15 protein-coding genes are annotated in these 18,820 nt (G+C 75.1%); 9 read left to right on the forward strand and 6 right to left on the reverse strand.

The window, feature by feature from the left end:
- Positions 1-236: 236 nt before the first annotated feature.
- Positions 237-518, reverse strand: coding sequence for a GYD domain-containing protein (locus ACVUH9_RS20945; protein ID WP_475760543.1), 282 nt, complete (start codon positions 516-518; stop codon positions 237-239).
- A gap of 197 nt (positions 519-715) precedes the next feature.
- Between ACVUH9_RS20945 and ACVUH9_RS20950 the strand changes: the two genes are divergently transcribed.
- The 8 genes from ACVUH9_RS20950 to ACVUH9_RS20985 all read left to right on the forward strand — a co-directional run bounded on the left by ACVUH9_RS20950 (position 716) and on the right by ACVUH9_RS20985 (position 12,792).
- Positions 716-1,390, forward strand: a complete 675-nt coding sequence (locus ACVUH9_RS20950; protein ID WP_475760545.1) for a hypothetical protein — start codon at positions 716-718, stop codon at positions 1,388-1,390.
- A 75-nt stretch (positions 1,391-1,465) separates the two neighbouring features.
- Positions 1,466-3,040 carry an RDD family protein gene (locus ACVUH9_RS20955; protein WP_475760548.1) on the forward strand — a complete coding sequence of 525 codons (1,575 nt, stop codon included), beginning with the start codon at positions 1,466-1,468 and terminating at the stop codon, positions 3,038-3,040.
- Between the two features lie 328 nt (positions 3,041-3,368).
- Positions 3,369-3,842: an RDD family protein gene (locus ACVUH9_RS20960; protein WP_475760550.1), complete on the forward strand. Its 474-nt coding sequence runs from the start codon at positions 3,369-3,371 to the stop codon at positions 3,840-3,842.
- Positions 3,843-4,061: 219 nt separating this feature from the next.
- A complete protein-coding gene (locus ACVUH9_RS20965; protein ID WP_475760552.1) occupies positions 4,062-5,339 on the forward strand; it encodes an MFS transporter in 1,278 nt (425 codons plus the stop codon).
- A gap of 14 nt (positions 5,340-5,353) precedes the next feature.
- Positions 5,354-7,981 (forward strand): nitrite reductase large subunit NirB, encoded by a 2,628-nt coding sequence (gene nirB / locus ACVUH9_RS20970; RefSeq protein WP_475760554.1) that lies wholly within the window; start codon positions 5,354-5,356, stop codon positions 7,979-7,981.
- Positions 7,974-8,426: a Rieske 2Fe-2S domain-containing protein gene (locus ACVUH9_RS20975; RefSeq protein WP_475760556.1), complete on the forward strand. Its 453-nt coding sequence runs from the start codon at positions 7,974-7,976 to the stop codon at positions 8,424-8,426. The genes nirB and ACVUH9_RS20975 overlap by 8 nt, the downstream gene beginning before the upstream one ends.
- A 2-nt stretch (positions 8,427-8,428) precedes the next feature.
- The gene (locus ACVUH9_RS20980; protein WP_475760558.1) at positions 8,429-12,220 is read left to right on the forward strand and encodes a molybdopterin-dependent oxidoreductase; all 3,792 of its coding nucleotides are present in this window, start codon (positions 8,429-8,431) and stop codon (positions 12,218-12,220) included.
- A gap of 152 nt (positions 12,221-12,372) precedes the next feature.
- The gene (locus ACVUH9_RS20985; RefSeq protein ID WP_475760560.1) at positions 12,373-12,792 is read left to right on the forward strand and encodes a Rieske (2Fe-2S) protein; all 420 of its coding nucleotides are present in this window, start codon (positions 12,373-12,375) and stop codon (positions 12,790-12,792) included.
- Between the two features lie 40 nt (positions 12,793-12,832).
- Here the strand turns inward: ACVUH9_RS20985 and moaC are convergent, their stop codons facing one another.
- Both moaC and ACVUH9_RS20995 read right to left on the reverse strand, forming a co-directional pair.
- Positions 12,833-14,740: a cyclic pyranopterin monophosphate synthase MoaC gene (gene moaC / locus ACVUH9_RS20990; RefSeq protein ID WP_475760562.1), complete on the reverse strand. Its 1,908-nt coding sequence runs from the start codon at positions 14,738-14,740 to the stop codon at positions 12,833-12,835.
- 33 nt (positions 14,741-14,773) lie between these two features.
- Positions 14,774-16,015 carry a molybdopterin molybdotransferase MoeA gene (locus ACVUH9_RS20995; protein ID WP_475760564.1) on the reverse strand — a complete coding sequence of 414 codons (1,242 nt, stop codon included), beginning with the start codon at positions 16,013-16,015 and terminating at the stop codon, positions 14,774-14,776.
- Between the two features lie 68 nt (positions 16,016-16,083).
- Between ACVUH9_RS20995 and mobA the strand changes: the two genes are divergently transcribed.
- Entirely contained in the window at positions 16,084-16,755 is a 672-nt protein-coding gene (gene mobA / locus ACVUH9_RS21000; protein ID WP_475760566.1) for a molybdenum cofactor guanylyltransferase, read from the forward strand.
- Between the two features lie 67 nt (positions 16,756-16,822).
- Here the strand turns inward: mobA and ACVUH9_RS21005 are convergent, their stop codons facing one another.
- The 3 genes from ACVUH9_RS21005 to ACVUH9_RS21015 all read right to left on the reverse strand — a co-directional run bounded on the left by ACVUH9_RS21005 (position 16,823) and on the right by ACVUH9_RS21015 (position 18,802).
- The gene (locus ACVUH9_RS21005; protein ID WP_475760570.1) at positions 16,823-17,074 is read right to left on the reverse strand and encodes a DUF6457 domain-containing protein; all 252 of its coding nucleotides are present in this window, start codon (positions 17,072-17,074) and stop codon (positions 16,823-16,825) included.
- A 23-nt stretch (positions 17,075-17,097) separates the two neighbouring features.
- The gene (gene moaA / locus ACVUH9_RS21010) at positions 17,098-18,234 is read right to left on the reverse strand and encodes a GTP 3',8-cyclase MoaA (RefSeq protein WP_475760572.1); all 1,137 of its coding nucleotides are present in this window, start codon (positions 18,232-18,234) and stop codon (positions 17,098-17,100) included.
- Between the two features lie 85 nt (positions 18,235-18,319).
- Complete coding sequence (locus ACVUH9_RS21015) at positions 18,320-18,802, reverse strand: GNAT family N-acetyltransferase (protein ID WP_475760574.1); 483 nt, start codon at positions 18,800-18,802, stop codon at positions 18,320-18,322.
- Positions 18,803-18,820 lie beyond the last annotated feature (18 nt).

Here is an 18,820-nt window from a genome sequence, read left to right on the forward strand (position 1 = left end):
CGTCTGAGGTGGCCGTAGGCCGAGCAGGTCGGTGCGCGCGATGCGAGAGGTGGGCGCTAGCCCTGCCGAGCGTCGTGCGTGCCGAGATGCGCGTCACACCAACCGCGGCAGTTGCGTCTGAGGTGGCCGTAGGCCGAGCAGGTCGGTGCGCGCGATGCGAGAGGTGGGCGCTAGCCCTGCCGAGCGTCGTGCGTGCCGAGATGCGACGGCATACGGCCGCCTCAGACGTAACTGCGCTAGATGCCGGCGATGAAGTCGTCGACCGGAATCGCCGTCAGCGTCTCGAAGCTCCCCGTCCCACGGGACGACAGCTCGAGCGAGATCCGCGCGATCGTCTGCTCGTCCGGGGCCTCGACGACGTTGATGAAGTCGTACTGCCCGAGCACCGCCCACTGGGCCGTGACCGAGCCCCCGAGCGCCTCGACCTCCTTGTTCACCTCACGGATGCGCTGCGGGTTGTTCTTGATCGTCTGCACGCCGTCCGGGGACAAGCGCGTGAGCAGGACGTAGGTGGGCACCGTAGATCCCTTCGCGATGGTGTGGAGGACCGCCGAGCTGGCCGATCCGGGGTGTCCCGTCGTTCTATCCGATCGGAGAACCCCGTGGGTGGCGATCACGCCGAACGGTCCCGCCGACGGGCGGTCGACCGTAGGGTTCGCACCCGTCGTGGCGGCAAGCTCCCGCGTCGGAGCCGCGGGTGCGTACGATGCTCCCCATGTGGAGGCGAGGCGCCTGGACGCGCCGCCGGATCGCACTGGCGGCCGTCTCCGTGGTGCTCGTCCTGCTCGTCGCCGGACAGCTCATCCTGCCCGCGATCGCCGCGAAGGAGGTCCGGTCCGAGATCGGCGACCCGGCGGCGAAGGTGACCGTCAAGGCCTATCCGGCCTGGAAGCTGGCCTTCGGGCGCGTCGATCGGCTGCGGATCACGAGCCCGACGTTCCAGGACGCCGGGGGTTCGCTGAGCGAGAGCCTGCGGCGGGCGAAGAAGGTCTCGCGGCTCGACGCCCGGATCGGCGAGATGTCGGTCGACCAGCTGACGTTGCGCAACGTCCACGCCAAGCTCCGCGACGGGCGGCTCGAGGCGACGGGCGACGTCTCGGTCGCCGACCTGGCGACGATGGTCCCGAGCGGCGGCACGTTGACCGCGTTGCCGGACCAGGGCGACGGGCGCCCGCGGTTCGAGGCGACGGTCAGCGTGCTCGGGGTCAGCAGCAAGGTCCGCACGGTGGTGACGGCCAGCGACGGGCGGGTCGAGGTCTCCCCCGACGGCGGGCTCGCCTCGCTGCTGCGCTTCACCGTCTTCGAGAACCCGGCCCTCCGGATCGACGACGTGCGGGGGCGGGTCGCGGGCGATCAGGTGACCCTGACCGTGACCGGCGAGCTCCAGTAGCTCGCGGGCGACCTGCCCGCCCTATGCTGCGGCGATCACGACGCGTGTCGTGATCGACGCCACCCAGGAGGCCCCATGTCCGAGCAACCAGTCCACGATCCCTTCGGTCGTCCAGCCGCTGCTGCCGATCAAGCGCAACCAGACCCGTCCGACTCCGCGGATCCATCCGACACCGGCGACGGCGACGGCGCGGGGATCACCTCCGGGGCGGAGGCGGCGTTGGCTTCGCGGTGGGCGCGGCTCGGGGCCTGGGTCACGGACACGGTCCTCGTCTCCGCACCGGTCTACTTCGTGTTCGACGTGAGCCGACCCGCCGACTGGGCCGACGACACCAACGGCCCGACCGCGTTGCTGGCGTCCGGGGCGGTAGCGCTCCTGCTGGTCGTCGCGTTCTTCGTCTATTCCGTCGTCTTGCTGTCCCGGAGCGGTGCGCGCAACGGCCAGACCGTCGGCAAGCAGATCGTCGGCACCCGAGTCGTGCGCAAGGACGGCCAACCGCTCACGCCCGGTGGCGCGGCCAAGCGGGAGCTCGTCCGCGCACTGCTCGCGGTCCTCCCGCCGTTCGGCTTCGTCGACTCGCTCATGATCTTCTTCTCCGAGCACCGCCGGACGCTCCACGACATGCTCGGTAGCACCGTGGTGATCGACGCGGATGCGCCCGCCGGAGCGCCGGTCGCGGAGGCGCCAGAGGACTCGGCCTACGCCCAGCCCGCCGGCTGGTACCCCGATCCCGGTGGGGACGACGACCTGCGCTGGTGGGACGGCCGAGCCTGGAGCGACGCGACCGCGTCCGAGTCGAACGGGGCTGCATCCGAGCCGAACGGGGCGGCGAGCACGGCGTCAGCGGTCGGCACGCCCGGCGCGACGGCCACGAGCGCGCCGCCGGTCGCGCCCCGGACGGCCCCTGGCGGTCCGTCGTGGTCGCCGACGCCGGCAGCGGTCGTCGCGGCCCCGCTCAGCTCCGGCGGCGCTCCGCTCGGCTCCCGCGGGCGGCGGTTCGTCGCCCGGCTCGTCGACGTCCTGATCGTCGGCGTGCCGCTGTTCGTGGTCTTCGTCATCGCGGAGGTGCTGCTCACCAACAGCGACGGATACGCGAACAGCGACGCGGCGGCCACGGCCTACGTGATCGTGATGCTCGTCCTGATCGTCGTCTACGTCCTCTACATGACGCTGATGCTGGCCCGCAAGGGGATCCACAACGGACAGACGTGGGGCAAGCAGCTGCTCGACGTCCGCGTCGTTCGCACGACGGGCGCGCCGCTGACCACCGGCGACGCGTTCCTGCGCGAGTTCCTCTGCGTCCAGGTGCTCGGGATGATCCCGTTCTACATGCTCGCCGACGCGATCGCCGCGTTCTGCAACGAGCGCCGGCAGTCGCTCCACGACCTGATGGCGTCGACCGTGGTCCTCGATACGTCGGGCGGCCCGAAGACCATCGTGTTCCCCGGCGCAGCCGAGGTCGGCGCCACCGCGGCCTTCGCCCCGACGGCGGCTGCCGGTCCCGGAGCCCACGCCGCTCCCGCCCCGGCTCCCGTCTCCACCGCTCCCGCCCAGCCGGCCGGCTGGTACCCGGATCCGTCGGCCGCGGGCGGCCTTCGTTGGTGGGACGGCAGCGCCTGGTCCGACCACACCCGGTCCGACCAGAGCTAGTCCCCGAGAGCACCGGCCGACCGCAGCAGCCCGGGCGGCTGCCACCTATGCTGCTGCGGTCGAGACACGTGTCGTGTCCGAACGTCCAGGAGACCCCATGCCCGAGCAACCAGACCTCGACGCGTTCGACCCTCCCGCACCCCCGGCCCGACCACCAGCTCTCGACTCGTTCGGGCCCCCGACCCAACCACCAGTCCTCGACTCGTTCGGGCCCCCGACCCAACCACCAGTCCTCGACTCGTTCGGGCCCCCGGCACCCCCGGTCCAACGACCAGCCCGATCGTGGACCTCGGTCCCGCCGCCCGCGACGCCTCCGCCGGCCGCAGCGATGGTGGCCTCGCGGTGGGCCCGGCTCGGGGGCTCGATCCTCGACCACCTGGCCGTGCTCGTCCCCTTGACGGTCCTGTTCCGAGCCCTCGCCCCCGCCAGCTGGGCGGGCGCGGGCGACAGCTGGAGCACGCTGTTGAACGTCTCGGTCTTCGGGCTGACGGCGCTCGCCCTGCAGGCGGCCTACAACGTCGCGCTGATCTCACGCCCGGGCGAGTACAACGGCCAGACCCTCGGCAAGCAGGTGACCGGCACCCGCGTCGTCGGCAGGGACGGCGGGCCGATCACGACCCGCTCCGCGGTCAAGCGCGAGGTCCTCGGCCGAGCGCTGCTCGGGCTCGTCACCCCGCTGGCGGTGGCCGACGCCCTGGCGATCTTCCTCCCGATGGACCGTCGGACGTTCCACGACACGATCGGGGGCACCCTGGTCGTCTCGGCCGGCTGGTTCCCCCGGGCACCCGTCGGCGCGGCCTAGGACACGCGCCAACGGCGCCCCGCGCGCCGGCGCCAGTTGGACGACGGGCCGGTCCGCCTTGTCCCGGCGTCCAACTGCGGCGGGACAAGCTCGTCGCGGGCAGTTCCGCCAGGAGACCAACGGAGCGGCCGGCGAGCCCTCCTAGCCTCGGTGTCGTTGCTCGACCCGGCGGCGCCCCGGATCGGGTGACGGCAACGACCGCCCCGTGAAAGGTGCCCCATGCAGCTCGCCGAGTTCCGACGAGTCGGCCACGTTCCGACCCTCGTCTCCAGCCTTCTCCACTTCGACGTCAGCTTCCTCTGCTGGGTCCTGCTCGGAGCGCTGAGCATCCCGATCAGCGCGTCGCTCGGCCTCTCCGACGGCCAGACCGGCCTGATGGTGGCGATCCCGGCGCTGTCGGCCGCGTTCTTCCGGGTCACCGTCGGCCAGCTGGTCGACCGGATCGGGCCGCGCCGGATCGGCCTGGTGATGCTCGCGCTGGGCTTCGTCCCGCTGCTGCTGGCCTGGCGCTGGGGCACCAGCTTCCCGTCGGTGCTGTTGATCGGCGTGCTGCTCGGCCTGGCGGGAGCGAGCTTCGTGGTCAGCCTGCCGATGGCCAGCCGCTGGTACCCGCCGAAGTTCCAGGGCCTGGCGATGGGGATCGCCGGCGCGGGCAACTCGGGGACCGTGATCGCGACCTTCTTCGCCCCGCGCCTCGCCGAGCACTGCTCGTCGATCGACCCGACGACGGGCAAGCGGGTCCCGCTCGCCCAGTGCGCCCCCGCCGACATCGCCGGCGCCTTCAGCTGGCACGAGGTCTTCGCCCTGGCGATGATCCCGTTGGCGCTGGTCTTCGTCGTCTTCGCGGTCTTCGCCCGTGAGGCGCCCGGCAAGCCCGCACCCGCCCCGGTCGGCGAGCTGCTGCGCGACCGCGACGTCTGGCGGCTGTGCGGCTTCTACGCGGTCACGTTCGGCTTCTTCCTCGGCCTCACGACCTTCGGCCCGAAGTACCTCAACTCGGAGTTCACGGTCTCGCAGGTGACCGCCGGCGTCTGGATCGCGCTCGGCGCCGCCAGCGGCAGCCTGCTGCGCCCGGTCGGCGGGCTGCTGGCCGATCGCCTCGGCGGGACCAAGGTCCTGCTCGGCGTCTACGCGACCGCGACGACGCTGTTCGTCGCGCTCGCCGCCAGCAGCTCGGTGACGGCGATCGAGCTGCTGCTGGTCGCCACGATCGGGACGCTCGGACTCGGCAACGGCGCGGTCTTCCAGCTCGTCGGGCTCCGCTACTCGGGCCGCAACGTCGGCGCGGTCACCGGCCTGGTCGGCGCGTTCGGCGGCCTCGGCGGGTTCCTGCTGCCGATCCTGCTCGGCTACGGCCGCGACCTGACCGGCAGCTACTCGGCGCCGCTGGCGATCGTCGCCGCGGTCGCGCTGGCCGCGCTCGGCGGGATGGCGATCAGCCGGGTCCACTGGCGGCGGGGCTGGACGACCGCCACCGAATCCGGCGTCCAGGTCTAGGGGAGGGCGGAACGATGACGACGTCCCCCACCCTGCCGCCCCCGACCCGCTCGACCGACGTGCTCGTGATCGGCGGCGGGATCGCCGGCCAGGCGGTCAGCGAGGCGCTGCGGGAGCGCAGCAGCGAGCTGACCGTGACGATGATCTGCGAGGAGCCGCGGCTGCCGTTCGACCGCGTGTCGCTCTCGCACCTGCTCGTCGACGGCAAGGACCCGGAGGCGCTGCGGCTGCGCCCCGACGACTGGTACGCCGACCAGCGGATCACCACGGTCGTCGGCGATCCGGTCGTCGCCCTCGACCCCGAGTCCCGGCGCGCGACGCTGCGGTCCGGCGACGCGATCGGCTTCGGCCGGGTCGTGCTCTGCACCGGCAGCGAGCCGCTGATGCCGCCGCTGCCGGGGATCGGGCTGGCCGGGGTGATCCCGTTCCGCGGCCCCGAGGACTGCCAGACGATCCGCCGCGCCGCCGCGGCCGGGACCGAGGTGGCCGTGATCGGCGGCGGGCTGCTCGGGCTCGAGGCCGCCTACGGGGTCGCCTCGCAGGGGGCTCCGGTGACGGTCGTCCACCTGATGGACCGGCTGATGGAGCGCCAGCTCGACGGGGCCGCGGCCGAGCTGCTGGAGCCGGCCCTCCGCGCGCTCGGCGTGACCGTCCTGCTCGAGCGCCAGACGAAGCTGATCCTCGGCCCCGACCGTGCCCGCGGGCTCCGCTTCGTCGACGACGAGCAGCTCGACTGCGGGCTGGTCGTGGTCGCGATCGGGATCCGCTCGCGGACCGATCTGGCGTGCGCCGCCGGCCTCGTCTGCGAGCGCGGGATCGTCGTCGACGACCGTCTGCGGACCTCGCACCCGCACGTGCTCGCGGTCGGCGAGTGCGCCCAGCACCGCGGCACGGTCTACGGGATCGTCGCCCCGATCCACGAGCAGGCGCGGGTCGCGGCCGAGACGCTGCTGATGCTCGACGCGGCCGGCGACGGGATGGAGGTCGAGGACGGCGACCTCCCCGGGACGGCCGGAGCGCCGCTCTACACCGGCTCGATCCTCTCCGCCAAGCTGAAGGTGATGGGCGTCGACCTGGTGTCGATCGGCGACGCCACCAGCGACCCCGGGCCCGACGCCACCCCGGCCGCCTCCGGCTCGCCCAACGGCGCGCCCGTCCTGGGCCGACCGGTCAGCGCCGCGGTCAGCGACATCGCCGCCGGCGTCTACCGCAAGCTCGTGGTCCGCGACGGCCGGCTCGCCGGAGCGATCCTGATCGGCGACGTCCGCGGCCACGAGCTGCTGCTCGACGGGGTCAAGAACGGGCGCGAGGTCGACGATCCGCTGGAGCTGCTCGCCGAGGCCTCGCAGGCCTCCCCCGCCGACCTGCCCGACACGGCCCAGATCTGCAACTGCAACGGCGTCTGCAAGGGCGAGATCGTGCGGGCGATCACCGAGCACGACCTCGGGTCGACCCAGGAGGTCGTCGCCACCACCCGCGCCGGCGCCGGCTGCGGGTCGTGCAAGCCGACCGTCAGCGAGCTGCTGCGGGTCGTCCGCGGCGGCCAGGTCGAGGAGGCGACCTACCTCTGCCCGTGCCGCAAGCAGACCCGCGAGCAGCTCGCCGCCGTCGCCCGCGAGCAGGGCCTCGAGTCGGTCTCCGCGCTGTCGGCGGCCTGCGGGGCCGGCCGCGATTGCGGGGCCTGCAAGCCGGGACTGGCCTACCTCATCAGTGAGGTCAACTCGAACCAGCACCGCGAGGAGCGCCACGCCCGCTTCATCAACGACCGCGTCCACGGCAACATCCAGAACGACGGCACGTTCTCGGTCGTCCCGCGGATGCGCGGCGGCGTCACGACGCCGTCGGAGCTGCGCCGGATCGCCGACGTCGCCGAGCGCTTCGACGTGCCCTGCGTGAAGGTCACCGGCGGCCAGCGGATCGACCTGCTCGGGATCCGGAAGGAGGACCTGCCGGCGGTCTGGGAGGCGCTCGACATGCCCTCGGGCCACGCCTACGCCAAGGCGGTCCGGACGGTCAAGACCTGCGTCGGCCAGCAGTTCTGTCGCTTCGGCCTCGGCGACTCGATGGCCGCCGGGATCGAGCTCGAGGAGCTGATCGAGGGCCTCTACACCCCGCACAAGGTCAAGCTGGCCGTCTCCGGCTGCCCCCGCAACTGCGCCGAGTCGCTGATCAAGGACATCGGCCTGGTCGCGATCGAGGGCGGCTGGGAGATCTCGATCGGCGGGGCCGGCGCCGGCACGATCCGCCAGACCCAGCTGCTGGCGCGGGTCACGACCAAGGACGAGGCGCTGCGGACGGCGGTGACCTTCCTCCAGTACTACCGCGAGCACGGCGACTACCTGGAGCGGACGGCGCCGTTCGTCGACCGGATCGGGCTCGACGTGATCAAGCAGGCGGTGCTCGACGAGGCCTCGGGCGAGCCGGAGCGGCTGCGCGAGCGGTTCCGGATCGCCAAGGCCGCCGCCGACCCCGACCCCTGGCGCGAGCGCCGCGAGCCCGTCCACCCGAAGCAGTTCGCCGAGCTCGACAGCGAGGCGGCCGCGATCGGGCCGCCGCCGGGGGCCGCGCGCGCCTCGGGCGGCTCGCTCTCGATCACCCGCGTCCCCGCGACCACCACCACCCGGAAGCCGACCGATGCCTGAGACCGTGACCAGCCGCGACCAGCTTCCCCGCGCCATCACCGGCACCCGGGCGACGGGCCCCGGCGACGCGAACGACGAGCTGCGGGCGGCGGGCTTCGCGTACGTCGGCGTCGCGTCGGACGTGCCGATGCTCGAGGGCCGGCGGGCGACCGTCGGTGACCGCCGGGTCGCGGTCTTCCGGTTGCCGAGCGGGTTCGCCGCCGTCGACGCCGCCTGCCCCCACCGCGGCGGGCCACTCTCGGACGGGATCGTGGCCGACGGCTGCGTCACCTGCCCGCTGCACAACTGGCGGCTCGACCTCCTGACCGGGACGGTCGTCGGCCGCGACGAGCGGATGCCGCTGCACGAGGTCGTCGAGCACGACGGTCTGCTCTACGTGCGGCTGGCCCCGGAGGCGAGCGACGCCGCCGCTGACCCGGCCGGCGCGACGGCGGCCGGACGGTGAGCGTGCCCGGCGCCAGCGGCACCGTGCCCCGGGTCGTCCGCACCGGCTGCCCGTACTGCGGCGTCGGCTGCGGGCTCCGCGCGACCGTCGCCGAGGGCCGCCTGCTGCGCGTCGAGGGCGATCCCGACCACCCCGTCAACCGCGGCCGGACCTGCGCCAAGCCGGTCGCGCTGCCGTCCGCCGTCCACGCCAAGGACCGGGCGCTCGTCCCGCGGCGACGCGATCGGCCGGACGGCCCCTGGCGCGACGTCGGCTGGGACGAGGCGATCGGCTGGGCCGCCGAGCGGCTGCGGGCGATCATCGACGAGCACGGGCCCGGCGCCGTCGCCTTCTACGTCTCCGGCCAGCTGCTGACCGAGGACTACTACGTCGTCAACAAGCTCGCCAAGGGCTTCATCGGCACCAACACGGTCGACTCGAACTCGCGGCTCTGCATGAGCTCGGCCGTCGCCGGCTACAAGGCGACCTTCGGCAGCGACGGCCCGCCGCCGTCCTACGACGACCTCGACCAGGCCGACTGCCTGCTGCTGCTGGGCTCCAACACCGCCGCCTGCCATCCGATCGTGTGGCAGCGGATCCGCGACCGGCAGCGGGCCGGCGCGTTCGTGATCGTGGTCGATCCGCGCCGGACCCCGACCGCGGTCGCGGCCGACCTCCACCTGCCCGTCCTGCCCGGGGCCGACATCCCGCTGCTGCTGGGGATGCTGCACGTGATCGAGCGCGACGGGCTGCTCGACGAGGGGTTCCTCGGCGCCCACACCGAGGGCTGGGAGGAGCTGCGGGGGCAGCTCTCCGAGTGGCCGCCGGAGCGCGCCGCCCGGGTCAGCGGGGTCGACGAGGCGCGGCTGAGCGAGGCCGCCCACCGCTTCGCCGGGGCCGGCGCGGCGATGGCGCTGTGGACGATGGGCGCCAACCAGTCGACGGTCGGGACCGACAAGAACCGGGCGCTGCACGCACTCTGCCTCGCCACCGGCCAGATCGGTCGGCCCGGCGCCGGCCCGCTCTCGCTGACCGGTCAGCCGAACGCGATGGGCGGCCGCGAGGTCGGCGGGCTCGCCAGCCTGCTGCCGGGCTACCGCGACGCGCGCGACCCGGAGCAGCGGGCGGAGGTCGCCGCCTACTGGGACCTGCCCGACGACGCCGCCGGGATCAGCGCCGAGCCGGGGCTGGTCGCGACCGACCTGATCGACGCGCTCCACGACGGCAGCGTCAAGGCCGTCTGGGTGATCGCCACCAATCCGGCCGTCAGCCTGCCCGACAGCGCGAAGGTCCGGGAGGCGCTGGCCCGCGCCGAGCTGCTGGTGGTCCAGGACGCCTACCACCCGACCGAGACCTCGAGCCTGGCCCAGCTCGCCCTGCCTGCCGCCGCGTGGCCGGAGAAGGCCGGGACGATGACCGGCTCCGAGCGCCGGGTGACGCTGATGCGCAAGGCCCTCCCGGCCCCCGGCGAGGCCCTGCCCGACTGGCAGATCCTGGCCCGGCTCGGGGCCGCGCTCGGCTGGCCGGCGCAGTTCGCCTGGCCCGACGCGGCCGCCGTCCACGCCGAGTTCACCGGCCTGACCGCCGGCCGGGTCTGCGACCAGACCGGCGTCACCCACGCCCGCCTCGGCCGGGACGGCAGCATCCGCTGGCCGTTCACCCGCGAGGACGCGGCGCGCGACGACCACGCGCGAGGGATCGGCGGGGCCGGCGAGGCGCGGCCGCACGCCGCCGACCTGACGGGCGCTGACCGGCCGGCCGTGGCGGAGACCACCGACGGCGCGGCGGGCACGACCGCCGACGCCGCCGACCCGCCGGCGCCCGTCGACCCGGCCACCCACGCGCCCCGGCTCTACCCCGACCACCGCTTCCCGACCCCGTCCGGCCGCGCCCGGCTCGGGCGCCTGGACGTCGGCGGCCTCGCCGAGCCGACCGACGACGAGCATCCGCTGGTCCTCACCACCGGCCGGGTCGGCGGGCAGTGGCACACGATGACCCGGACCGGCAAGGCCCCGGACCTGCTGGCCGCCGACCCCGAGCCGTTCGTCGAGCTGCACCCCGACGACGCGGTCCGCTCCGGGGTCGGCGACGGCGAGCGCGTGCGGCTGGTCTCGCGGCGCGGCAGCACGATCGTCCGGGCCCGGATCCGCGCGACGGACGGGGACGCCGTGATCCGCGAGGGCGTGGCGTTCGCGCCGTTCCACTGGGGCGCGCTGCACGCCGCCCCGGGCACCGGTCAGGTCAACGACCTCAGCCACGACGCGACCGATCCCGTCTCGCGCCAGCCCGAGCTGAAGGCGATCGCCGTCCGGGTCGAGTCGCTGGTCGCCGAGGCGCTGCCGGACGCGACGGAGGAGCACGACGCCGCCGGGCCGGCCGCGGCCGGGGAGCGACCGGGTCGACGCCGTCCGAAGCGCGAGCGCCTGGTGATCGTCGGCGGCGGGATGGCGTCAGTCGCCGTGCTCGAGGCCGCGTTCGCCCACCGCAGCTCCGCCCGCTGGGAGACGACGATCCTGGCCGGCGAGCCCGACCCGCCCTACGACCGGGTCAAGATCTCGAAGCTCGTCGGCCCCGACCCCCGCGAGGACGTCGTCCTGCGGCCCCCCGAGTGGTACGCCGCCCACGACATCGACCTGCGCCTGGGGACGTGGGTCGACCGGCTCGACACCGACGTCGGCGAGGTCGTGCTGGAGGGCGGCGAGCGGATCGGCTACGACAAGGCCGTCGTCTGCACCGGCTCGCGGCCGGCGATGCCGCCGATCCTCGGGCTCGACCTGGCCGGCGTGGTCCCGTTCCGGACCCGCGCCGACGCCGCGCGGCTCAACGCGGCCGTCCGCCAGGGGGCGATGGTGACCGTGATCGGCGGCGGCCTGCTCGGCCTCGAGGCCGCCGCCGGGTTGGCCGCGCACGGCGCGTCGGTCACGATCGTCCACCTCGGCGAGCGGCTGATGGAGCGCCAGCTCGACCGCGGTGCCGCGCGACTGCTGGAGCGCCGGGTCCGCGAGCTGGGCGTCCAGCTGCTGCTCGAGCAGCAGACCGAGCGGATCGTCGGGAACGGCGCGGTCACCGGGGTGCGGTTCGTCGGCGGCGACGAGCTGGCCAGCGACCTGGTCGTGCTCGCCACCGGGATCCGGCCCGAGATCGTCGTCGGCAAGCGCTCGGGCCTGGTCTGCGACAGCGCGATCGTCGTCGACGATGAGCTGCGGACCAGCGCCCCGAACGTCTGGGCGGTCGGCGAGTGCGCGCAGCACCGCGGGGTCACGTACGGGCTCTGGCCGCCGATCGCCGCCCAGGCGAAGGTGGCGGGCGCGACCCTCGCCGGGCAGCCCGCCGGCTATCAGGGCAGCTCGCTCGCGACCACGTTGAAGATCGTCGGGATCGACCTCTTCGCCTGCGGCCAGCCGTGGTTCGACAGCGACGACGACGAGATCGACGAGGTGATGTCGATCGACACCCGCCGCGGGGTCTACCGGCGGCTGTCGTTGCGCGACGGTCGCCTGGCCGGGGCCGTCCTGCTCGGGGATCTCGGCCTCGCCGGTCCGCTCTCCGAGCTCGCGGACGGGGTCGCCGCGGTCCCCGACGAGCTGCTCGCCGAGGTCGTGGGGGGCGGCGGCCCCCAGGCGGTGCCCGACGACCGACTCGTCTGCTCCTGCAACCAGGTCCGGGCCGGGACGATCCGGGCGGCGATCGCCGACGGTGACGACAGCCTCGCCGCCGTCCGCGCCCGGACGGGGGCCTCCGGCGGCTGCGGGGGCTGCGCCAGCCGCGTCGAGGCGCTGCTGGCCGCCGGGCGGGCGGTCGCGGAGGTCGGCTGACCCCGGCTGTGGGGGCCGGGGCCGAGGCCGCCTCGCGGCCGCTCGGAGCACGGGCGACGGCGATTCTCACGAACGGACAAGCGGTCGCCGTCGAGCTGCTCCAACGGGCCAACGGCCGCCCGTCGGGGCGCTCCTAGTCTACGCCGCAGACGATGCACGACACGCTGATCTCGCCCCCCGGCGGCCCGCGCGCCATCCGCATGTGCGCGGGCCGCGCGCTTGCTCCCGGCGCCGGTGCGGCGCTGCTCCACGACGGCTTCCGCCTGATCGGCCTGGCCGGCGACATCCCGCTGCTGGAGGGTCGCCGCGCGATCGTCGGCGGCCACCGTCTCTCGGTCTTCCGGCTGGCCGACCGCTACGTCGCGGTCGGTGCCGTCTGCCCGTACGTGCACGACCGACCGGAGGCCGGCCGGGTCCGCGGGCACGCCGCCCATTGCCCCGACCACGGCTGGCAGGTCGACCTGACCAACGGCGCGCTCGGCGTCGGGACCCGCCGGGTGCCGCTCCACGACGCGGTCGAGCGCGACGGGCTGCTCTACGTGCGTCCCACCGGCCACGACGTCACGGCCTGAGCCGCCGCGGCGCCGCCCGCAGGTCGACGCCGCCCCGGCCTCAGCGCCGCAGCAACCGCACGGTGTGGGTCAGGACCGGCCGCAGGACCGGCAGCGCCTCGGCCGCGGCCTTCGGGGTCCCCGGCAGGTTGACCACCAGCGTGCGTCCGCGGATCGCCGCGACCCCGCGGGAGAGCGGCCAGGCGTGGGTGTGCTCGCGCGAGGCCAGGCGCAGGGCCTCGGCGATCCCGGGCACCTGCCGCTCGCAGACGGCGAGCGTCGCCTCCGGCGTGACGTCGTCGACGGTGCAACCGGTTCCGCCGGCGGTCAGGATCACGTCGCAGCCGTCGTCGGCCAGCCGGCGCAGCACCGCCCCGATCGCGTCGGCGTCGTCGACGACCCGCTCGGCCGCGACCGCCTCCGCCCCGAGACCGGCGGCCAGCTCGCGCAGGGCGACGCTTCCGGGATCGTCCGGCGGCCCGCCCGCCCGTGAGGTGCTGACGGTGACCAGACCGACCCGGACCGGCGGATCGAGCGGCTTCGGCGCGTCGCGCGGGGCCGGGGCGGACGACGCCGCGGAAGCGCGTGCCTCCGCGGGGCCCTCGGACGCGGTCGCGGTCGACGCGGCGCCGTCGATCGCCGGCGGGCGGGCCCCGTCTGCCGTGCCCTCCCACGGGGCCGGCCCGCTGAAGTCGCTGCGCCCGCCGCTCTTGGCGATCAGCGTGACCGGCCCGACGACCACGCCCCGCTCGACGCCCTTGACCATGTCGTAGACGTTGATCGCCGCGACCAGCGCGGCCATCATCGCCTCGATCTCGACCCCGGTCTTGCCGACCGTCCGGGCCTCCGCCTCGATCCGCACCTGACCCGCAGCCGGCACGACCTCCGCCCGCACGTCGACCTTCGTCAGCGGCAGCGGGTGGGCCAGCGGGACCAGCTCGGGCACGCGCTTGGCGGCCATCGTGCCGGCGATCCGGGCGACCCCGAGCACGTCGCCCTTCGGCAGGTCGCCGCGCCGGATCAGCTCCGCCGTCGCGGGCGCCATCGAGACCACGGCCGCGGCGATCGCCCGCCGCTCGGTGATCGCCTTCGCGCCGACGTCGACCATCGTCGCGCCCCCGTCGGCGCGGAGGTGCGGGAGCAGGCCGACCGGGTCGGGGGAGGCCGTCGGGGCTCCGGCCGCGGCGGGCACCGCGGTGGTCGCCGTCGTCTCGGCCGCCACGTCCTCCGCGTGCGCCGGGACCCCCGCGCCGACCTCCGCCGGGGTCGCGCCGACGGCCGGCACCGTACCCGCGACCCAGGTCCCGCTCCCGCCGCCGACCTCGCGCTTCCAGATCGGGGCCTCGGCCTTGATCCGGTCGAGCGCCTCGCGGGCGGCCGCGAACGCGGCGGCCCGGTGCGGCGTCGAGACCGCCACGACGACGGCCGGCTCCAGCGCCGGGACCGGGCCGACACGGTGCTCGGCGGCGATCGCGCAGGCCCCGTGGCGGGCGGCGACCTCGCTGACGATCGCCAGCATCCGCTCGCGCGCCATCTGCTCGTGCGCCTCGTAGTCGAGCTGCGGCACGTCGCGGGGCATCCCGCTGAAGACCACGATCGCGCCGGCCGACGGGCGCGCCACCCGCGCGTGCAGCGCCGCCTGGTCGAGCGGCGCGGCCGAGACGTCGACGTGGTGGGCAGCACCGGGCTCCTCTCCATCAACCGGCGCGCCGCCGCTGACCGGCGGGATCAGCGCCAGCTCGTCGCCGTCGGCCAGCGGTGCGTCCGCCGCCACGTACTCGCGATTGACCGCCAGCGCGACGGCCGTCCGGGCGAGCGGGGCCGGGGTCCCGAGGCTGGTCCAGGTCCGTTCCCAGGCCTCGCCCGCGGTCGTGGCGACCGGCAGCTCCAGCTCGAGCCGATCGGTGCCGGCCCGCTCGCGCAGGACGGCGAACAGCCGTACCTCGACCCGAATCCGTGTCTCGCTCATCGGTCCATTCTCGCGGTTGCCGGGCGAGTCCGATCAGCGCCGGTCGGCGCCCGGGATCGCCACCAGCTCGACGAGGGTCCCGGCGACCGGCGCCGCCTCGGCGGGCGGGATCAGCGCGAGCAGATCGGCCTCGGCCAACGGTCGCAGCCGGTGCGAGTGCTGGGGGCCGAGGACCCGGACCCCGAGCACGCCGTCGGGCCCCGGAACGGCAACCGCCCGCAGCGCCCGCATCCGCCGGCCGTCCCCGGGGCCGTCGCCGACCAGCCGTCCCCAGCGCCTCGCGGCCGGTGCCTGACCGGTCATCGCCCGCAGCGCGGGGGCCACGAAGAGCGCGGCGGTCACCAGCGCCGACGCCGGGTTGCCGGGGAGGCCGAAGACGGGCCGACCGCCGAGGCTGCCGATCCAGGTCGGCTTGCCCGGTTGGAGCGCGATCCCGAAGACCTCCTGGCGGGCGTCGAGCGCCTCCAGCGCGGGCCGGATGTGGTCGTGGTTGCCGACCGAGACGCCGCCGCAGCTGACGATCACGTCGCCGCGGGCGCCGGCCAGCGCGGCGATCGTCGCCCCCCGGTCGTCGCCGACCCGGAGCACGTCGACCTCGCCCGCGCCCGCGGCGCGCAGCAGCGCCGGGATCGCCAGCCCGTTGACGTCGTGGACGTCGCCCTCCCCGAGCGGCTGGCCCGCGGGCACGACCTCGTCGCCGGTCGCGAGCACCGTCACCGTCGGCGCGCGCCGGCAGCGGACCGTGGCGATCCCGATGCCGCCGAGCAGCGCGATCCGGCCCGGATCGAGCCGGTCGCCCGCGTGCACGGCGGTCTCGCCCGCGGTCACGTCCTCGCCGGCCGGGCGGACGTCGTGCCCGGCCGTGACCGCGACCCGGACCAGGACCGCGTCGTCGCCGTCCGGCTGCGTGTCCTCGACCCGGACGACGGCGTCGGCCCCGGCCGGGATCCGTGCCCCGGTGCTGATCCGCATCGCCTGTCCCGGGCGCAGCACGAGTGCGCTCGGGTGACCGGCACGCGACTCGGAGACCAGCTCGAGGCGGGCCGGACGGGTCGCCTCGGCCGCGACGGTGTCGGCCGCGCGGACGACGTAGCCGTCCATCGCCGAGCCGTCGAACCGCGGCAGCGCGATCGGCACCGCCACGTCCTCGGCGGTCACAGCGCCCGCGGCGGCGGCGATCGCCAGCACGTCGATCGTCGTCGGTGCCGCGGTCCCGACGGCGATCGCCGCGGACAGGGCCTCGTGGTAGCTCGTCAGCGTCGCGGGACCGGCCATCGGGCGGATGGTACGGGCCCACGACCGCCCCGTCCGGGTCGGTCTCCCGTTGCCGTCAGACTGCCCGCATGGCCGTCCGTCCCCCGTCCTCGCCGGGGCCGCCCGACGTGGCCCCGCCGGGGTCGACCGAGGTGGCCGCAACACGCTCCTCGCTCGTGGCCCCCCCGGTCCCGGTGGCGATCCTCGCCGGCGGCCGCTCGCGGCGGATGGGCACCCCGAAGGCGCTGGTCCCGCTCGCCGGCCGCTCGTTGCTCGACCACGCGATCGCCGCCGCTCGCGCCGCCGGGCTGCCGCCGCTGGTGGTCGCCAAGGCCACCACCCCGCTGGGGCCGCTCGACGTCCCCCGCTGCCCCGAGCCCGACCGGCCGCAGCACCCGCTGGTGGGCGTCGCCGCGGCGCTGCGCTGGGCCGGCCGACCGCTGGTGACGCTGCCCGTCGACATGCCGCGGGTGCCCCCGGGTCTGCTGGCGCTGCTCGCCGCTCGCCCCGAGCCGCTGGTGATCGTGCACGCCGGCGGCCGCCGGCATCCGCTGCTGGCGCGGTTCGATCCCGCCCTGGTCGACGCGCTCGACGCCGCGGCCAGCGCCGGTGCCCCGGTCGTCCGGACCGTCCTCGAGCTCGGGGCGGTCGAGCTGGGCGACGACGCCCTGATCGCATTCGGCGATCCGGCGTCGCTGCTCGTGAACGTCAACCGGCCCGAGCAGCTCGCGGCCCTGGAAGACCCGGCCGGCGACGACTGAACCGGCCGAGCCGGTTCGCAGCGCCCCTCGCCGACCAGGAGCGGCTCGGGTCCGCGCCCCTCCGGTGCTACTGCTCCGGTGCCCGCAGCCGTTCGTCGGCCTCGACCAGCGCGAGCACCTCGGAGACCGGCCGGCCGCTGCGGCCCGCGATCCAGCAGGCGATCGGCGCCGCCTGGCGCTGCGAGCGATGGGCCGCGTGGCGGGCGAGGTCGAGCAGCTCGCGCAGCTCGTCCGAGGTCGGCGGCGCGCCCCCGGTCTGCTCCGCGAACGCGGCCAGCCAGCCCTGGATCGTCGTGGTGTCGGGCGCCGCGTCGGCCATCGCTGGATCTTCCCCCACCGGCGTCATCCGCCGATCGCGCTCATCGGGCGCTCCGGGGGCCGGAAGCCGGGCTTGTGCATCTCGTGGCCCCACTGCTTGTCCCCGACCGCGCGCCGGATCATCGTCACCAGCTCGGCGTCGCTCGCCCCGTCGCGGATCGCGCCGCGCAGATCGGTCTCGTCGTGCGAGAAGAGGCAGGTCCGCAGCTGCCCGTCGGCGGTCAGGCGGATCCGATCGCAGTCGCCGCAGAACGACTCCGAGACCGAGCTGATGAAGCCGACCTCGCCTCCGCCGTCGCGGAAGCGGAAGACCCGGGCCGTCGAGGACGGCACCCGCGGCAGCGCGTCGACCGCCCAGCGCTGGCCGATGATCTCCCGCAGCTGCTCGCCGGTCAGGACGTCGGTCGGAGTCCAATTGCCCTCGGCGTCCAACGGCATCACCTCGATGAACCGCAGCTGCAGGCCGTGCTCGCGGGCGAAGCCGACGAGGTCGATCGCCGCGTGCTCGGTGATCCCGCGCAGCGCGACCGCGTTGACCTTGACCTGCACCGTCTCGCGGTACGGGCGCAGCGCCGCGATCCCGCGCAGGACCTTCGGCAGCACGTCGCGGCGGGTCAGCTCGGCGAAGCGCTGGGGGTCGATCGTGTCGATCGAGACGTTGACCCGTCGCAGCCCGGCCGCGACGAGCGCCTCGGCGTGGCGCTCCAGCTGCACGCCGTTGGTCGTCATCGAGATCTCCTCGATCTCCGGGACCGCGTCGATCCGGGCGATCAGCTCGGCCAGACGCGGACGCGCCAGCGGCTCGCCGCCGGTCACGCGGACGGTCCGGACCCCGAGCCCCGCGAGCACCTCGACCAGCCGGATCGTCTCGTCGTCGCTCAACCGCTGGTCCTTCGGCAGCCACGCGAGCCCGCTCTCCGGCATGCAGTAGGTGCACCGCAGGTTGCAGACGTCGATCACCGAGACGCGCAGGTCCCGGATCACACGCCCGAAGCCGTCGACGAGCGGCGCGACGCTGCTCGTTCCGGCGACGGCGGTCCCTGCCCCCGCGGCGGTCCCACCGGTGGTCACGGCGTCGGCCTCGACGCCGGTCCTGGACCGGCCGACCGGATCGCTGTCGGCCACGGCTACGATGCCGCGCCCGATGGACTCCCCGTGCACCCCGTCGAGTCTACGCGGCGGGGCCCGGTGGTCAGCGGCCTTTCCGTCCCGGCCACCAGACCGGGGGGGGCGTTGGAACCTGTTCCTACAGCTCCCGCTCCAGCCAGTAGCTCGCCGCCCGGTTGCCGTTGTAGTCGTCGATCTCGCGGTAGCCGAGCCGCAGGTAGAGGGCCAGCGCCTCCGGCTGACGATCGCCGGTGTCGAGCCGCATGCGCCGCCAGCCGAGCGTCCGGCCCTCGTCCTCGAGCCGCTCGATCAGCCGTGCGGCGACCCCGCGGCCACGGACGGCCGGCGCGAGGTAGACCCGCTTGACCTCCCCGGTCTCGTCGTCGAGCCGCCGGATCCCGCCGCAGCCGACCGGCTCCTCGCCCCGCCGGACGACGACCCAGGCGCCGTCCGGCGGTCGCAGCTCGTCCGGCGACGGGCTCGGCAACGCGGCGGGGTCGAGCCCGGGGTAGCGGCTGCTGAGGTCGGCCACGAACGCCGCCGCGATCGCTCGCGACGCCTCCGTGTCGGCCGCCTCGACGCTGAAGCGGATCTCGTCGTCGGGGCGCGCGCCGTCGGCCATCGGACCATCGTCGCGCGT

This window comes from Patulibacter ginsengiterrae (assembly GCF_056269115.1).